Here is a 17,104-nt window from a genome sequence, read left to right on the forward strand (position 1 = left end):
GCCGCGCGAAGTGCGGGGCGAGCGCGGCGCCGTCGTCGCGCGCGGCGCTGGCGGGACGCGCGGTGACGAGTTGCACGTAGCCGTCGAGCGAAGCGCAGGCCTGCTCGGCATGCATGTCGCGCAGGATCCGGCACGCGCGCTCGGCGACTTTCGCGGGCGTTGCGTTGGGCGCGCGCACGAGTGCGGCCGCGATCGCGGCTTCGCGTGCGTCGAGGCCCGATGGCGCCTTGCCGAACAGCACTTGCGACAACGCGCCGAGGCCGATCGTCTCGCCGCGGAACGGCACGAGGTTCAGGTACGCCTCGAGCACCTGGTCCTTGCGCCAGCCGCGTTCGAGCAGCAGCGCGTTGACCGCCTGCGACGCCTTCTGCGGCAGCGAGCGCTGGCCCGACCGGCGCGGCGAATCGCTGAGCAGCCCGGCGAGCTGCATCGTGACGGTCGATGCGCCGCGCGTGCGCTCGTTCCACAGGTTGCCCCACGCGGCCCCGGCGATACCGCGCCAGTCGACGCCGCTGTGTTCATAGAAGCGCTTGTCTTCGGACACGACGATCGCTTCGCGAAACGCGGGCGACACGTCGGCGAGCGACACCCAGTCGCCGCGCCGTTCGGTGAGGTCGACGCGCGTGCGCTGCAGCGGCGTGCCGTCGCGCGCGAGCAGCACCCAGTCCGAGCTGCGCCAGTTGCGGCGCACTTCGTCGTAGCTCGGCAGCGCATGCGCGACGAGCGGCGCGGCCAGCACGATGGCGACCAATACGCGACCGGCGAATCGCGCCGGCCGCGGCAATACCAGATCGATCATCACGGTCTCGTTACTTGCCCGCGTCGGCCGCCTTCACGGTCATCGGCGGGTTCGGCCACAGGCCGTACACGGACGGCGCGTACAGCGCCTCGACACGCGTCGGCGGCAGCCCGAACGTGCCGACGTTGTTCAGCCGCACCGTGTACTCGACCGAGAATTTGCCCTTCGGCAGATAGTCGTAGTACGCGCGGTAGCCGTCGAAGTCGCGCTCGATGAACGTCGGCCACGCGCCGTCCGGCGTCTTCTCGCCCTGCGTCGCGGCTTCGGAGTCGCGGCCGAGGCCCGATCCGAGGATCGTCGACCCGGCCGGCACCGGATCGTTGACGACGACCCACGTCATGTCGCTCTGCGCATCGATGTCGAGATGCACGCGCACGACGTCGCCGCGGGTCAGCACGCCCTTGACGGCGGGCGACACGGGCGTGACGGTCTTCGTGATCCGGTAGCCGGCCGCGAACGGCGAACGCAGCGGCACCGCCGCGAGGCTTTCGATCGTGGCCCACGGGCGGCCCGTGCCGTCCTGCGTGACGGACAGCGTGGCCGGCGCCTGCGACGCGCGCGGCCACGGCAGCATCACGCTGCGGGCCGCGGCGGCGCGGGTGGCCGGGGTGGCCGACGCCGGCGTGTCAACGGGCGCGGGTGCCGATGCCTGCGACCACGAGATCGTGCGCTCGTCGCCGCCGAGCGCGACCTTCGTCGCGCCGGCCACCGGCGTGCTCTCGTAGGTGCGCGAGAAGCGCTCGACCGCGAGCAGGCCGAGCGCGTTCGACGTGGTCGTCTGCCATGCGCCCTGGCGCTGCAATGCGAGCAGGCCGGCCGTCACGCGCGGCATCTCGTCCTTCCACGCCGGGTCGCCTGCGAATTCCAGCGCGAGACGTGCCGCGTTGGTCTCGTTGCTGGTCATCAGCCACCACAGGTCGTCGTCGCGCGCGGTCGAGAACACGAGCTGCGTGCCCTGGTACGTGAGGCGTGCCCGCAGGATCTGTTCGACCTGCGCGCGTTTCTCATCGCGTTGCGGGATGTCCTTCACGCGTGTCAGGATCGCGTGATAGTCGATCACCGCCGAGGTCGGCCACTGGTTCGGCGCGATCTCGATCGAGCCGAGCATGCGGCCCTGCGCGGCGCCATAGCGCGACAGCGCCTCGATCGCGGCGAGCTTGCGCAGGTCGCGATCCTGGCGCGGCGCCCACGCGTTGCGCTCGAGGCGGCCGTCGACGAAGCGCGCGAGCCCGGCCTCGAGCTGCGTGCGCAGGTCTTCCGGCAGCGCGAAGCGCGGGTCGAGACGGCTCGCCTCGTCGGACACCACGAGCAGGTACGACGACAGCGTCGCGCTGCCGGCGTGCGAATCGTCGGACGACGGCGGGAAGTAGCTCGCGAGCCCGTCGCTGTCGAGATAGACGGGCATGCGGGCGATCAGCGCCTGCCATTGCGCCGGGTCGCGCAGGCCGATCGCGCGCGAGGTCTGCTGTTCGAGGCAGCGGTACGGATAGCGTTCGAACCAGCGTTTCACGCCGGGCAGCCCGTCGGCAAGCTTCGACTGCAGCGACACCGCGATGCCGCCGCGCGGCAGGCCTTGCGCGTTGTTCGCGGCGCCGGCCGGGGAGGCCACCGGCACCGTCAGCGTGCCGTCGACTTGCGCGAGCGTCGCCTGCTGGACCGTGACCGGCAGCGCGGGCACGACCTTCTGCGCGACCGCCAGCGCGTCGGATGCGCGCTTGCCGCCTTGCTCGGCTGCTTCGATGCGCCAGTTCAGCGCACCGGCCGTGTCGATCGCCTGTTCGGGCACGGTGATCGTCCACGCGACTTCGGTTGCCGTGTTGGCCGCGAGCGATACAGTTTGCGGTGCGACCTCGACACCCGTCACGCGCGGCGTCACGACGACCTGCATCGCGCGGTCGGTCGTGTTGCGCAGCGTGACCTGCGCGCGGAACGCATCGCCTTCGCGCACGAGCGGCGGCAGGCCGGAGATCAGCTGCAGATCCTGCGTGCTGCGGATCGACGTGCTGCCGGTGCCGAAGCGGTCGGGGCCGACCGCCGCGATCGCGACGATCCGGAAGCGCGTGAGCGCGTCGTTCAGCGGTACTTCGACGGTTGCGCTGCCATTGGCATCCAGCGTCACGCGCGGATTCCACAGCAGCAGCGTGTCGAACAGCTCGCGCGTCGGCGCGCTGCCGCCACCGCCGCCGGCCGGCACGGCCTTGCGGCCGAAGTGGCGGCGGCCCACGATTTCCATCTGCGCGGTGGCCGTCTCGACGCCGTACGCGCGTCGCCGCAGCATCGCGTCGAGCAAATCCCAGCTGTTGTTCGGCATCAGTTCGAGCAGCGCCTCGTCGACGGCCGCGACCGCGATCTGCGTGCCGGCCGGTGCGGGCTGGCCGTTCGGCAGCGTCACCTTCACGTGCGCCTGCGCCTTGCTGCGCACCGTGTAGCGCGTCGCGTCGGTCGTCACGGTCACGCCGAGGCGGTGCACGCCCGTGCCGACCTTGATCTCGCCGAGGCCGTAGCGGAACGCGGGTTTCGACAGGTCGACGAACGCGGTCGGCGCTTCATAGTGACGGCCTTCGCGCCAGAATGCGCGTGCCCATTCGACCGGTGCCTTCCAGCCCCACGTGAAGAACGAGTACCACGGCACTTCGCGAATCCGGCCGCGCAGTGCGAGCACCGACACGTACACGTTCGGCCCCCACGATTCGCCGACCTTCAGGTCGACCGTCGGGTTCTTGCCGTTCAGCTCGACGATGTGCGTTTCCATCACGCCGCCGCGTTCGACCGCCACCAGCGCGGTTGCGTAGCGGAACGGCATGCGCACCTGGAAGCGGGCGGTTTCGCCCGGTTCGTACGAGGTCTTCTCCGGGATCACGTCGATCCGGTCGGTGTTGTCGCCGCCGAACCAGAGCTCGTCCTCGCGCGTGACCCACACCGACGTCGATGCGTTCGACGTGCGGCCGTCGCCGTCCTTGGCCACCGCGATCAGCTGCACGTTGCCGGCCTGTTCGAGCGTCGCGTCGCAGGCCATGCGGCCCTTGTCGTCGGTCTTGCCCGAGCACAGTACGCCGAGGTCGCGCGTGTCGCTCTTGTTGTCGTAGGCGTAGAAGCCGCCGACCATCCGCTTGCGCGACGACGTCGTGATGTGCGCGACGCCCTTGATCTCGATCGGCACCGACGCGCGCGGCTTGCCTTGCAGGTCGACCGCGAGTGCCTGCACGGGCACGTGCTGGCCGACCGATACCCAGCGGCCCGCCTTGACACCGGCCACCACCGCGGCCGGCCACAGGATCGTGTCGCCGCGAATCGTCTGCACTTCGCCATTCGGGTCGGCGAACGTCGCTTCGAGCGCGATGCGCTTCGGTGCGTCGACGTCCGGCAGGCCCTTGAGCGTGACCGAGCCCGCACCGTTGCGGTCGAGCGTCAGCGGCAGCTTGTCGGCGATCAGCTTCGTCGCGTCGGGATCGTTGTTCGACGCCGATGCGTTGTCGCCGTCCTGCGAATCGTCGTCGGCATTGCCGTCGCTTGCTTCGGGGCGATACGGCGTGAAGCTGAAATCCTCGAAGCGATCCGCGAACGGCGGCGAGGCCCACTTCATCAGCGCCGACACCTGCACGGGCAGGTTCGATGCGCCGCCGCCCGACACGTAGTCGATCTGCACCGCGAGCGGCGCTTCCTTCACGGCGACGAGCGGGCTCTTCTGCGCGTCGCGTGCGCCGATCGATCCCTTCAGCACCGGCAGGCGGAACGCCTCGACGCGGAAGCTGCCGCTGTAATAGGTGGCGGTTGGCGCATCTTCCGGGCCGCCTTCGAGTTCGACGCTGTATTCACCGAGCTTCGCGGCGGCCGGCAGCGTGAACTGCGTGTCCGCGCTGTGGTCGGCCGCCCACGTGAGCGGCAGCTTGTAGGTCTGGCCCGTGCCGAGATGGCGGATCGTCACGCGCGTCGGGTATTGCGCCGGGAACGCGAGGCTCTGCAGCGTCTCGGTGCGGATGAAATGCTTCATCGACACGGTTTCGCCCGCGCGCAGCAGCGTGCGGTCGAATACCGTATGCGCGCGCACGGTCCGCGCGCTGTCGGTGTCGGTCGGCACGTTGAAGCGCCACGATTCGATCCCGCGGTTCCAGCCCGACCTGACGAACGCCATGTCGGGGCCCGTCTTCGGATCGTTCACGCGGGCCGACACGAAGTAGTCGTCGAAGCGTTGCTCCGAATCGGACGAACTGCAGGCGCGCTTCGATTCGAACGCGCCGTCGATCTTCAGCAGGCCCTGCGCATCGGTCGTGCCGGACGCGATCTCGTCGCCGTTGCAGTCCGACACGCGGATCTGCGCGTTCGGCACCGGCTTGCCCTTGTCGAGCGTCGTGACCCACACGAGGTTGTTTTCGCGGCCCTGTTTCAGGTGTACGCCGAGGTTGGTGACGAGCACCGTGGTGCGTACGTACATGCTCGACGGCTTCGCGAGCAGCGAGCGGCCGAGCGCGGGCGACGCGAGTTCGAGCACGTAGAAGCCGGGCTTGTCGATCGGCACGCCGACGACTTCGAACGGCCGCAGTGCCTTCGGGTCCGCCTTCGGCAGCGTCAGCGCCTGCACGCCGGGCTGGCCCTTGAGCAGCGTCAGCGAGCGCACGTCGATGCGGCGATCCTTCGGCGCAGGCGCCTTCTCGCCGGCTTCACGCGGCACGTAGACGGGGTGCTGGCCCTTGCGTTCGAGCAGGCCGGGAATCTGGCTGTCGATCGAGCCGGCCGTCATCGACCAGTTGTCGAAGCGGTCGACCGTGCGCATCCACTGACGAATCGCGGTGTCGTCGTCGACCTTCAGGTTCGAGAACTGCGCGCCCTGGGTGTTGAGGCCGTCGATATGCAGGTCGGCCTCGACGTTGCGCAGCGTGACGGGCACGAGCGCGGGCGTATCGGGTTCGGCGAAGCGCTCGACGATCCCGAAGGTGCCCGACGAGAACTTCGCGAGCGGCGGCATCGGCGCGGTGCGCGTCGCAAGCGGGAACAGGTCGGCATTGGACAGCGAGCGGTCGGTCACGTCGCGCAGGCCCGACGGCAATTCGATCGTCAGGCCGGCTTGCTCGGGCAGCGGCGGGTTGAACGTGACGGTGGTGACTTCCTCGCTCTTGTCGTCGGCCGCGAAGGTCGGCGACAGCGAACCGTCAGGGCCGCGCAGCTTGATCGCCTCGGCGTTCTTGCGCGAGATCGGCGCGTTGAACGACAGCGTGAGCGGGCGCAGCGGCGTGCAGGGCGCCTTTGCGTTCTCGCGTTCGCACGAGAAGCTCGCGGCGAACGGTGCGCGCACGGTGAAATCGAAGCGCCGTTCCGTTTCGTTCGGGATCCCGCTCGGGCTCGTGACGCCCTTGCCGTAGACGAGCTGCATCTTGGCACTCGCCGGCAGCGCCTGCGCGCACGACAGCGTCAGCACACGCGCGGCATCCTTCTTCAGCCCGAAGTGATCGAGCAGCGCGTTGCGCGCATCGTCGTCGGCGGCCGTGACGGGAATGCGGTTGCCGATGCCGGCCGCTTCGCACCAGATGTTCGCGAGCGCCGAGCGCGGTTCGGCCGGGCCGTTCAGCTTCAGCACGAACATCTGCCGTTCCTCGATCTCGCGCGAGCCGGGGCGGACGCTCACCGGGAACGGACCACCCGTCTGGAACGTGAAGCGGCGCGGGCCGCTGGCCGCATTGCCGGCGACCGAGCGCAACGTGTCGTTGAGCGCGACCGCGCAGCGCACGCCGGGCGGCAGGTCGTTTTCGAAATCGTAAACCCAGGTCTTGTCGTCGAGCCAGTGACCCTGGCCGCGCGCGGCCGTGGAATCGTTGCAGGTGACGCGTGCGGGATTCGGCGCGGAGGCCGAGCCGAACGCGACCATCGGTTCGTCGAACTTGACGACGGTTTGCCGGACCTCGGTGACGGTGCCTTGCGGCGATACGCTCACCGTGCGCGCCGCGCCCGCATGCAGCGACAGCGCCGTGGCGCCGCCGAGCGCCGCGACGGCGCCGATGCGCCAGAGCAGCCGGGTGGTGTGGTGGGTTCGTTTCGCTTTGTTCTGTTTGTCGTGCTGCTTCATCGCTCGATTGCCCTCGGAGGGAAGCTTTCTGTTTGATTGCACGGGATTCTAACCGACCGACATGCGCGCGCATCGCGCTGCACAGTGTGTCGTCGGCGTACGACAACGATGTGCGTGCCGCAGATTTGTCGCGCCAACGACACAAAAATGCAGCGAAATGTCGATTGTCTCGGATGGCGGAACATTTAATGGACTATAAAAAGATTGTTCGATCCGATTTGTGCGCGTACATTTCAGGTCCGCGCCAATGTTTGAGAAATATCAAGCGTGGTTTTCCCGAATCCGGTGTTCGAGAGAAGGAAACATGCACAACGACAACACTCCCCACTCGCGTCGCACTGGCGACGCAGCCGTAACAGGCATCACACGGCGTCAATGGCTGCAGGGCGCACTGGCGCTGACGGCGGCGGGCCTCACGGGCTCGCTGGCGATGCGGGCCCTGGCCGACGATCCCGGCACCGCGCCGCTCGATACGTTCATGACGCTCTCCGAAGCATTGACCGGCAAGAAGGGGCTGAGCCGCGTGCTCGGCCAGCGCTTCCTGCAGGCCTTGCAGAAGGGCTCGTTCAAGACGGCCGACAGCCTGCCGCAACTCGCCGGCGCACTCGCGTCCGGTTCGCTGAATCCCGATCAGGAAGCACTCGCGCTCAAGATTCTTGAAGCGTGGTATCTCGGTATCGTGGACAACGTCGTGATTACCTACGAAGAAGCATTAATGTTCAGCGTCGTATCCGATACGCTGGTGATCCCGTCGTATTGCCCCAACAAACCCGGCTTCTGGGCCGACAAACCGATCGAGAGGCAAGCCTGATGGCCGATACCGATACGCAGAAGGCCGACGTCGTCGTCGTCGGGTCGGGTGTCGCAGGCGCGATCGTCGCACACCAGCTCGCGATGGCGGGCAAGTCGGTGATCCTGCTGGAAGCCGGCCCGCGCATGCCGCGCTGGGAAATCGTCGAGCGCTTCCGCAACCAGGTCGACAAGACCGATTTCATGGCGCCGTACCCGTCGAGCGCATGGGCGCCGCATCCGGAATACGGCCCGCCGAACGACTACCTGATCCTGAAGGGCGAGCACAAGTTCAACTCGCAGTACATCCGCGCGGTGGGCGGCACGACGTGGCACTGGGCCGCGTCGGCGTGGCGCTTCATCCCGAACGACTTCAAGATGAAGACGGTGTACGGCGTCGGCCGCGACTGGCCGATCCAGTACGACGACATCGAGCATTACTACCAGCGCGCCGAAGAGGAACTCGGCGTGTGGGGCCCGGGCCCCGAGGAAGACCTGTACTCGCCGCGCAAGGAACCGTACCCGATGCCGCCGCTGCCGTTGTCGTTCAACGAGCAGACGATCAAGAGCGCGCTCAACGGCTATGACCCGAAGTTCCACGTGGTGACCGAGCCGGTCGCACGCAACAGCCGCCCGTACGACGGCCGGCCGACTTGTTGCGGGAACAACAACTGCATGCCGATCTGCCCGATCGGCGCGATGTACAACGGCATCGTGCACGTCGAGAAAGCCGAGCAGGCCGGCGCGAAGCTGATCGACGGCGCGGTCGTCTACAAGCTCGAGACCGGGCCGGACAAGCGCATTACCGCCGCGGTCTACAAGGACAAGACGGGCGCAGACCATCGCGTCGAAGGCAAGTACTTCGTGATTGCCGCGAACGGCATCGAGACACCGAAGATCCTGCTGATGTCCGCGAACCGCGATTTCCCGAACGGCGTCGCGAACAGCTCGGACATGGTCGGCCGCAACCTGATGGACCACCCGGGCACCGGCGTGTCGTTCTACGCGAACGAGAAGCTGTGGCCGGGACGCGGCCCGCAGGAGATGACGTCGCTGATCGGTTTCCGTGACGGCCCGTTCCGCGCGACCGAAGCCGCGAAGAAGATCCACCTGTCGAACATGTCGCGCATCAACCAGGAAACGCAGAAGATCTTCAAGGGCGGCAAGCTGATGAAGCCCGAAGAGCTCGACGCGCAGATCCGCGACCGTTCCGCGCGCTTCGTGCAGTTCGACTGCTTCCACGAGATCCTGCCGCAGCCCGAGAACCGCATCGTGCCGAGCAAGACGGCCACCGACGCGATCGGCATTCCGCGCCCCGAGATCACCTACGCGATCGACGACTACGTGAAGCGCGGCGCCGTGCATACGCGCGAGGTCTACGCGACGGCCGCGAAGGTGCTGGGCGGCACCGAAGTCGTCTTCAACGACGAGTTCGCGCCGAACAACCACATCACGGGCGCGACGATCATGGGCGCGGATGCACGCGACTCGGTCGTCGACAAGGACTGCCGCACGTTCGACCATCCGAACCTGTTCATCTCGAGCAGCTCGACGATGCCGACCGTCGGTACGGTGAACGTGACGCTGACGATCGCGGCGCTCGCGCTGCGGATGTCGGACACGCTGAAGAAGGAAGTCTGACCGTGCGGAAATCTACTCTCACCTTCCTCCTGGCCGGCTGCCTCGCGCTGCCGGGGCTCGCACGCGCGGCCGACGCGGCCGATCCGGCGCTGGTCAAGCGCGGCGAATATCTCGCGGTCGCGGGCGACTGCATGGCGTGCCACACCGCGAAGGGCGGCAAGCCGTTCGCGGGCGGTCTCGGCATGCCGATCCCGATGCTCGGCAAGATCTACACGAGCAACATCACGCCCGATCCCGACACGGGCATCGGCAACTGGTCGGCCGAGGACTTCGAGCGCGCGGTGCGCCACGGGGTGTCGAAGAGCGGCGACAACCTGTATCCGGCGATGCCGTACGTGTCGTACGCGAAGATCAACGACGACGACGTGAAGGCGCTGTACGCGTACTTCATGCACGGCGTCGAGCCGGTCAAGCAGGCGCCGCCGAAGAACGAGATCCCGGCGCTGCTGAGCATGCGCTGGCCGCTGAAGATCTGGAACTGGCTGTTCCTGAAGGACGGCGCGTACGAGCCGAAGCCGGCGCAGAGCGCCGAGTGGAACCGCGGCGCGTATCTCGTCCAGGGTCTGGCTCACTGCAGCACGTGCCACACGCCGCGCGGCATCGCGATGCAGGAGAAGTCGCTCGACGAGACGGGCGGCAGCTTCCTGTCGGGCTCGGTGCTTGCGGGCTGGGACGGCTACAACATCACGTCCGACGCCAACGCGGGGATCGGCGGCTGGACGCAGCAGCAGCTCGTCCAGTACCTGCGCACCGGCAGCGTGCCGGGTCTCGCGCAGGCGGCCGGCCCGATGGCCGAGGCGATCGAGCACAGCTTCTCGAAGATGACGGAAGCCGACATCGGCGCGATCTCGACGTACATTCGCACGGTGCCGGCAGTCGCCAGCGACGATGCGAAGCAGTCGCGCGCGTCGTGGGGCAAGCCGTCAGAGGACGGGCTGAAGCTGCGCGGCGTCGCGCTCGCGTCGTCGGGCATCGATCCGGCACGGCTCTATCTCGGCAACTGCGCGACCTGCCACCAGATGCAGGGCAAGGGCACGCCGGACGGCTATTACCCGCCGCTGTTCCACAACTCGACGGTCGGCGCATCGAATCCGACCAACCTCGTGCAGGTGATCCTGAACGGCGTGCAGCGCAAGGCCGGCAGCGAGGACGTCGGGATGCCGGCGTTCCGTCACGAGCTGTCGGATGCGCAGATCGCCGCGCTGACGAACTACCTGACCGGGCAGTTCGGCAATCCGGCCGCGAAGGTGACCGAGCAGGACGTCGCGAAGCTGCGCTGATGCGGCGCGCGACGAAGCAGGGCGATAACTGACAAGAGGAGGAGCACAGCACATCGGGTCGTTGCCCGATGCCGGTTGTTGCAGAGCGGGGCGGGCGGCGCAGGCGGCCGCCCGTCCTGGTTCATTCGCAATCCGGTGCGCCGGGGCTGTTTCGGCTTCGCGCATCGTTTTCGTTGATCGACACCATGACACCGAATCAACCGTTTCTCGCGTCTCAGCGCGATGTGCTGCTGCTGCTTGCCCGGATCCTGCTCGTGATCCTGTTCGTGATGTTCGGCTGGAAGAAGATCATCGACTTCCATGGCACCATCGCGTTCATGGGTTCGGAGGGCGCGCCCGCGCCGATCATCTCCGCCGCGATCTCCGTCGTGATGGAGCTGGTCGTCGGGATCGCGATCCTGGTCGGCTTCCAGACACGTGCGCTCGCGCTGCTGCTGGCGCTCTACACGATCGGCACCGGCATCATCGGCCACCACTACTGGACGATGACGGGCGGCGAGCAGATCGACAACATGATTCATTTCTACAAGAACATCGCGATCGCCGGCGGCCTGCTCGCGCTTTGCGCGGCGGGCCCCGGGCGTTTTTCGATCGATCGCGGATAAGCGGACCCGGGGCGCGCGCATGGGGCACGCGCCGGACGGTCGAGACTTCGAGGGGGCATCATTTTGCGACTCAAACATTTCGCATGGCTGATTGCGGCCGCCACACCGGCGGCCGCTTTTGCACAGACGAGCGTGACGCTGTACGGCCGCGTCGACGGCGGCATCGAATACCTGAACCACATCGCGAAGCCGAACGGCGGCAGCGGGACCCGCTGGAGCGCCGAAAGCGGCGACTGGGGCACCAGCATGTTCGGGCTGAAGGGCATCGAGGATCTCGGCGGCGGGCTGTCGACGGTCTTCAACCTGGAAACCGCGTTCCAGGTGATGAACGGCCAGACGGGCGGCGGCCGCATGTGGTCGCGGCGTGCGTACGTCGGGCTGAAGAGCAACACGTGGGGCCAGCTGCAGGCCGGCCGCAACCTGTTCATCGACAGCGACGGCGTGTGGGAATTCGACCCGTTCGTGCAGCAGGCGTTTTCGTCGGCATCGCTCGTGCGCGGCCGTAACTGGCAACAGACCAGCAACAACATCGAGTATCACAGCCCGGTGATCGGCGGCTTCGACGTGCAGGCGCAATACGCGTTCGGCAACCAGTCGCGCGGCTTCAACTACGGCGCGGCCGACGATTTCGGCCGCTCGGACGGGGTCATGATCTCGTACCACTCGCCGTTGCTCGACGTGCGCGGCATCTACGACGAGCTGCGCGACAACAACGGCAAGTTCAGCAACATCTTCACCGCGTCGCGCGAGTATTTTGTCGGGGCGAACGTGAAGGTGTCGAAGTTCAAGATCCAGGGCGCGTATACGCACTACCAGGCACCGGACAGCCCGGCCGGCGTGGCCGATCGTGCCGATCACTACTGGCTCGGCGCGACCTATTCGGCGACCCCGCAATGGGCGGTGACGGGCGGCGGGTACTACGTGAAGGTGGGCGATGGCGGCGGCGATGCGTCGCACGATCCGTCGGGGCACGCGATGATGTACGTGCTCGGCACCACGTACAACCTGTCGAAGCGCACGTTCCTGTACGGGACGGTTGCGTATGTGCGCAACGGCGGCAACTCGAACTTCTCGCTGCTCGCGACACCGCGTGATGCGACGTCGGGGACGAGCCCGATGACGGGTGAGTCGCAGACGGGGGCGTATGTGGGGATGATGCATACGTTCTGAGCGGGGCAACGCCAGAGACGCAAAAGGCACGGGTAGTCGAACCCGTGCCTTTTTTCGTTTGCGGCACGCGGCCGCATCGGCCACCGGTCAGTCCAGCGCCTTCCCGGCCTTCTCATCCATGCAGCGCACGGCAAGCAGCGTCATCGCACCACACCCGATCGCATACCACGCAGGCGCATTCGGATTGCCGGTCGCCGCGATCAGCCACGTGACGAAGAATTGCGCGAAGCCGCCGAAGATCGCGACACCGATGCTGTACACGAGCGCGCCGCCGGTGGCGCGCACCGCACGCGGGAACAGTTCGCCGAGCATTGCGCCCGTCGCGCCGATGTTGATCGCGTGCACGATCGACAGCGCGGCGATGATCGACAGCAGCGACACGGCGCCCGGCCAGCGGTTCAGCGCGATGAACGCCGGGTAGATCGCGGCCATCAGCACGATGCGCGTCCACCAGACGATCCGGTTGCGCCCGTAGACGTCGGACAGATGGCCGCCGATCGGCGTCACGAGCATCAGGATCGCGCCGGCGACGCAGCCGGCCGTCATCGACAGCCAGGTCGGCAGGTGCAACACCTGCACGCCGTAGATCGCCATGTAGAACACGATGATGTAGTGGATCGACGTGCCGCCGATCGTCACGCCGAGGCCCGCGAACACGGCCTTGCCGTGATGGCGCAGCACGGCGGCGAGCGGCAGCGATGCGACCGGCTCGTCGTGCGTGGCGGCGGGCGCAGCGGCCGGCACTTCCTCGACGGTGCGGCGCAGCCAGTAGCCGATCGGCACGAACAGCGTGCCGATGATGAACGGTACGCGCCAGCCCCAGCTTTCGAGCTGCGCGGCATTCAGCGTCGATGTCAGCGCGACGCCGGTCAGCGCACCGGCGAGCGCGGCGAGCCCCTGGCTCGAGAACTGGAACGACGCGTAGAAGCCGCGACGATGCTGCGGCGCCTGTTCGAGCAGCAGCGTCGTCGATGCACCGACTTCGCCGCCCGACGCGAACCCTTGCAGCAGGCGCGCGAGCACGAGCAGCAGCGGCGCGGCGAGGCCGATCTGCGCGAAGGTCGGCGCGACCGCGATCGTCGCGGTGCCGAGCGCCATCAGCAGCAGCGTGAGGATCATCGCCTTCTTGCGGCCGGCGCGGTCGGCATACATGCCGATCACGAGCCCGCCGAGCGGGCGCGTGACGAAGCCGACGCCGAAGCTGGCGACCGCCAGCATCAATTGCCCGAACGACGAATGCACGGGAAAGAACAGCTTGCCGATCAGGATTGCGAAGAAGCTGTAGACCGTGAAATCGTAGAACTCGAGCGCGTTACCGACGGCGGCGGCCGCGATCAGCCGGCGTTTCTTCGCGGCGGCGCGTGCATCGGCCGGCGTGCCGGCGAACGAAAGGGCGGACGTTTCCATGTGGGGCTTCCCCGGTTGACGCGGAACGATGGGATGAAGGGCGGTCAGACCGCGAGCCAGGCTTCGGCGATGCGAACCCAGTAGCTCGCGCCGATCGCGAGGATATCGTCGTTGAAGTCGTAGCCGGGGTTGTGCACCATGCAGCCGCCCTTGCTGCCGATCCCGTTGCCGATGAATGCGTAGCAGCCGGGGCGCGCTTCGAGCATGAACGCGAAATCCTCGCTGCCCATCAACGGCGCGGCGTCGGTTTCGACGCGCTCGGCGCCGAGCATCTGGCGCGCGATGTCGGCCGCGAACGCGGTCGGCTCCGCGTGATTGACGAGCACCGGGTAGCCGTAGTCGTAGTCGACTTCCGCCGTGACGCCGAAGCTTTCCGCCTGGCCTTTCGCGAGCGCCTCGATGCGGCGCGCGAGCAGCGCGCGCACGTCGGCGTTCAGCGCGCGCACCGACAGTTTCATCGTGACGGTTTCGGGAATGATGTTGAACGTCTCGCCGGCCTGCACGCTGCCGACGGTGATCACGGCCGCATGCTGCGCATCGACCTCGCGCGCGACGATCGTCTGCAGCGCGACCATGATGCTGCCCGCGGCCGACATCGGATCGCGCGCGAAATGCGGCATCGCGCCGTGGCCGCCGACGCCGCGCAACGTGATCGTCACGCGGTCGGCCGACGCCATCGCGGCGCCGGTGCGGAAGGCCATGTCGCCGGCCGCGCGGCCCGGCATGTTGTGGATCGCGAAGATCGCGTCGCACGGGAAGCGGTCGAACAGGCCGTCGTCCATCATCGCCTTCGCGCCGCCGAAGTTTTCCTCGGCCGGCTGGAAGATCAGGTTCAGCGTGCCGGAGAACTGGCGCGTGGCCGCGAGGTGGCGCGCCGCGCACAGCAGCATCGCGGTGTGGCCGTCGTGGCCGCACGCATGCATCTTGTTCGCATGGCGGCTCGTGTACGGCAGGCCGGTGGCCTCCGCGAGCGGCAGTGCGTCCATGTCGGCGCGCAGCCCGACCGTGCGCGTGCCTTGCCCTTCGCGCAGCACGCCGACCACGCCCGTCTTGCCGATGCCGCGATGCACTTCATAACCCCAGCCGGTGAGCAGCTCGGCGACGAGATCGCTCGTGAGCGTTTCCTCAAATGCGAGTTCGGGGTGAGCGTGGATGCGGCGGCGCACCTCGACCAGCTCGGGTGCGATCGCGGCGATGCCGGGGATGACGGGGTTCACGGCTTGCAGCATGGTGTCTCCTGTGGGGCAGGTGGGGCGTTTGACGCACATATGACGAGCAAGCATATAAATTTCTTTTGGCCACCAGAAGCTGATAAATTGCTTTGGTGCTCACCACCGGTTGCCGCTCGGGAATACCCTGAGCCGGTATGTGCCGCGCAGCACAGGGTTTCCACGGATCACGCGTTGCCGCCATGAAATACCATCAGTTGAAAGCGTTCGTCACCGTCGCGGAAGAGGGCAGCATTCGTGCGGCCGCGCGGCGTCTGAACGTGTCGCCGGCGGCGCTGACGAAGGCGGTCAAGGAGCTGGAGATCGCGCTCGGCGTGTCGCTCGTCGTGCGCACCGCGCGCGGCGTGCAGCTCACTGCGTTCGGCCAGCAGTTGCAGGTGCGCGCGCGGCTGATCGTCGCCGAAATGCAGCGCGCCCGCGACGACATCGAACAGGCGCAGGGCGCGATGACGGGCTCCGTCGCGGCGGCGATCACGCCGGCTGCTGCGGTGACGATCCTGCCCGACGCGTTTCGCGCGTTCCGGCGCCGCTTTCCGGTGGCGCGCGTCAACCTGGTCGAAGGGTTTCCGGGCGTTGCGCTGCCGCGCCTGCACGACGGCTCGCTCGATTTCGCGGTGGCCGTCGTCGTGCCCGAACTGCTGGCCGCCGAATTCGATCACGCGGAACTCTATGCGAGCCGGTCGCTGATCGTCGCCCGCAAGGGGCATCCGCTCGCGTCGGCCACGTCGCTCGCCGATCTCGTCGAGGCCGACTGGCTGATGAACCCGTCGCCGGAAAGCTCGACGCAGGTGCTGTTCAATTCGTTCGTCGCCTACGGGCTGCCGGTGCCGGCGCGGGTCGTCGAATGCCCGAGCTTCGGGCTCGCGCACAGCCTGATGACCGGTTGCGACCTGATCGCGTCGATGCCCGAGCAACTGCTACAGGGCGAGTGGGCGCGCGACCAGCTCGCGGTGCTGCCGATTCGCGAGCGCTTGCCGGGCGTCTCGGTGCAGGTCATCACGCGTCGCGACAGCCCGCTCACGCCGGCCGCGACGATGCTGCTCGACTGCCTGCGCGACTCCGCGAGGCGCAAGGGGTTGCGGTGAACCGGTGTCCAGGGGCGGCGGCAGTCATTGCATCGGTATCCTGACGATTGGGTGCGTGGCGTTGCCGTCGTCAGGCGGGCACGTGGCTTGCGCTGCGGACGCCATTCAGGCGCAGGCCGCGCGAGCCGGTATCATAGCGGCCGGCCCGCCGCTCCGGCCGGCCTCCAACAACATCGCCATCCGGCATCCAGCAATCAGAGGCATTTCATGACCAGTGCAACCCAATTCGACAACGTATCGGTCGTCAAGCGCGCGAACGTCTATTTCGACGGCAAGTGCGTGTCGCATACCGTGCTCTTCCCGGACGGCACGCGCAAGACGCTCGGCGTGATCCTGCCGTGCGCGCTCAACTTCGGCACCGATGCGCCCGAATTGATGGAAGTGCAGGCCGGCAAGTGCCGCGTGAAGCTCGACGGCAGCAGCGAATGGCAGACCTACGGTGCCGGCGAATCGTTCTCGGTGCCGGGCAAGAGCCGCTTCGACATCGAAGTGCTCGAGACGCTCGATTACGTCTGCAGCTACCTGTAACACGCCCGTACTCGCGCAGCAAAAGAAAAGCCCCGCCGAAGCGGGGCTTGTCGCAAGTGGAGGGCGCCAAGGCCCTCCGGCGCGCCTGTTCTCTGCTTACAGGCAGGCGTTGATATCGCCGGCGGAAGCCGCATTGCCGCCGCGGAAACCGACCCAGGTCTTCGCGCCTGCGGCGTTCGCCGGGCGCACGATGGCGGCAGCGCCGTTCGGCGGCTGCTGGCCCGGCGCATAAACGGCCATTGCGAGGCCGTTCGCCAGTTCATACTGCGACGTCACCTGTTGTTGCGACTTGTCGGCCCAGGTCTTGGCGATGCACTGCGCCACTTCGTCGGCGGATTTTTGGCTTTGTCCCACGTTCTGCAGGGCAGAATCGGCTGCATGAGCAGAAAATGCCACGGTCAATGCGATGAGCGGTAAGTATTTCGCGTTCACGTTATCTCCCTCGAGTCGTGATTGATTGAGTGGGATGCGCAGCAGTACTGCGTACAAGTGAGATCGCATCAGGCGAGCACG

At 67.4% G+C, this 17,104-nt stretch carries 12 protein-coding genes; 7 read left to right on the forward strand and 5 right to left on the reverse strand.

What is annotated here, in order from left to right:
- Positions 1-799 (reverse strand): biosynthetic peptidoglycan transglycosylase (locus G3N61_RS23965; RefSeq protein ID WP_205823755.1); only part of this gene is annotated, 799 nt, incomplete at its 3' end.
- Positions 800-809: 10 nt separating this feature from the next.
- Positions 810-6,857 carry an MG2 domain-containing protein gene (locus G3N61_RS23970; protein ID WP_205823756.1) on the reverse strand — a complete coding sequence of 2,016 codons (6,048 nt, stop codon included), beginning with the start codon at positions 6,855-6,857 and terminating at the stop codon, positions 810-812.
- Between the two features lie 304 nt (positions 6,858-7,161).
- Here G3N61_RS23970 and G3N61_RS23975 point away from each other — a divergent pair, with 304 nt between their 5' ends.
- The 5 genes from G3N61_RS23975 (at position 7,162) to G3N61_RS23995 (ending at position 12,342) form a co-directional block, all read left to right on the forward strand.
- Positions 7,162-7,668, forward strand: coding sequence for a sugar dehydrogenase complex small subunit (locus G3N61_RS23975; RefSeq protein ID WP_043184374.1), 507 nt, complete (start codon positions 7,162-7,164; stop codon positions 7,666-7,668).
- Positions 7,668-9,287 carry a GMC family oxidoreductase gene (locus G3N61_RS23980; RefSeq protein ID WP_205823757.1) on the forward strand — a complete coding sequence of 540 codons (1,620 nt, stop codon included), beginning with the start codon at positions 7,668-7,670 and terminating at the stop codon, positions 9,285-9,287. The genes G3N61_RS23975 and G3N61_RS23980 overlap by 1 nt, the downstream gene beginning before the upstream one ends.
- 2 nt (positions 9,288-9,289) lie before the next feature.
- Complete coding sequence (locus G3N61_RS23985; RefSeq protein WP_205823758.1) at positions 9,290-10,567, forward strand: cytochrome c; 1,278 nt, start codon at positions 9,290-9,292, stop codon at positions 10,565-10,567.
- A 185-nt stretch (positions 10,568-10,752) separates the two neighbouring features.
- Positions 10,753-11,172 carry a DoxX family protein gene (locus tag G3N61_RS23990; protein WP_043184379.1) on the forward strand — a complete coding sequence of 140 codons (420 nt, stop codon included), beginning with the start codon at positions 10,753-10,755 and terminating at the stop codon, positions 11,170-11,172.
- A 63-nt stretch (positions 11,173-11,235) separates the two neighbouring features.
- Positions 11,236-12,342, forward strand: coding sequence for a porin (locus G3N61_RS23995; protein ID WP_205823759.1), 1,107 nt, complete (start codon positions 11,236-11,238; stop codon positions 12,340-12,342).
- 87 nt (positions 12,343-12,429) lie between these two features.
- On the opposite strand, the gene G3N61_RS24000 is transcribed toward G3N61_RS23995, so the two are convergent.
- Positions 12,430-13,749 (reverse strand): MFS transporter, encoded by a 1,320-nt coding sequence (locus tag G3N61_RS24000; protein ID WP_043184382.1) that lies wholly within the window; start codon positions 13,747-13,749, stop codon positions 12,430-12,432.
- Positions 13,750-13,793: 44 nt separating this feature from the next.
- A complete protein-coding gene (locus G3N61_RS24005; RefSeq protein WP_205823760.1) occupies positions 13,794-14,978 on the reverse strand; it encodes a M20 aminoacylase family protein in 1,185 nt (394 codons plus the stop codon).
- A 182-nt stretch (positions 14,979-15,160) separates the two neighbouring features.
- On the opposite strand from G3N61_RS24005, the gene G3N61_RS24010 reads away from it, so the two are divergent.
- Both G3N61_RS24010 and G3N61_RS24015 read left to right on the forward strand, forming a co-directional pair.
- Positions 15,161-16,063, forward strand: coding sequence for a LysR substrate-binding domain-containing protein (locus G3N61_RS24010; RefSeq protein ID WP_043184386.1), 903 nt, complete (start codon positions 15,161-15,163; stop codon positions 16,061-16,063).
- Between the two features lie 207 nt (positions 16,064-16,270).
- Entirely contained in the window at positions 16,271-16,591 is a 321-nt protein-coding gene (locus G3N61_RS24015; protein WP_006478890.1) for a pyrimidine/purine nucleoside phosphorylase, read from the forward strand.
- A gap of 96 nt (positions 16,592-16,687) precedes the next feature.
- Here the strand turns inward: G3N61_RS24015 and G3N61_RS24020 are convergent, their stop codons facing one another.
- A complete protein-coding gene (locus tag G3N61_RS24020; RefSeq protein ID WP_063763464.1) occupies positions 16,688-17,023 on the reverse strand; it encodes a hypothetical protein in 336 nt (111 codons plus the stop codon).
- Between the last annotated feature and the right edge of the window lie 81 nt (positions 17,024-17,104).

It is taken from the genome of Burkholderia sp. Ac-20349 (assembly GCF_017104865.1).
Taxonomy (GTDB): domain Bacteria; phylum Pseudomonadota; class Gammaproteobacteria; order Burkholderiales; family Burkholderiaceae; genus Burkholderia; species Burkholderia aenigmatica.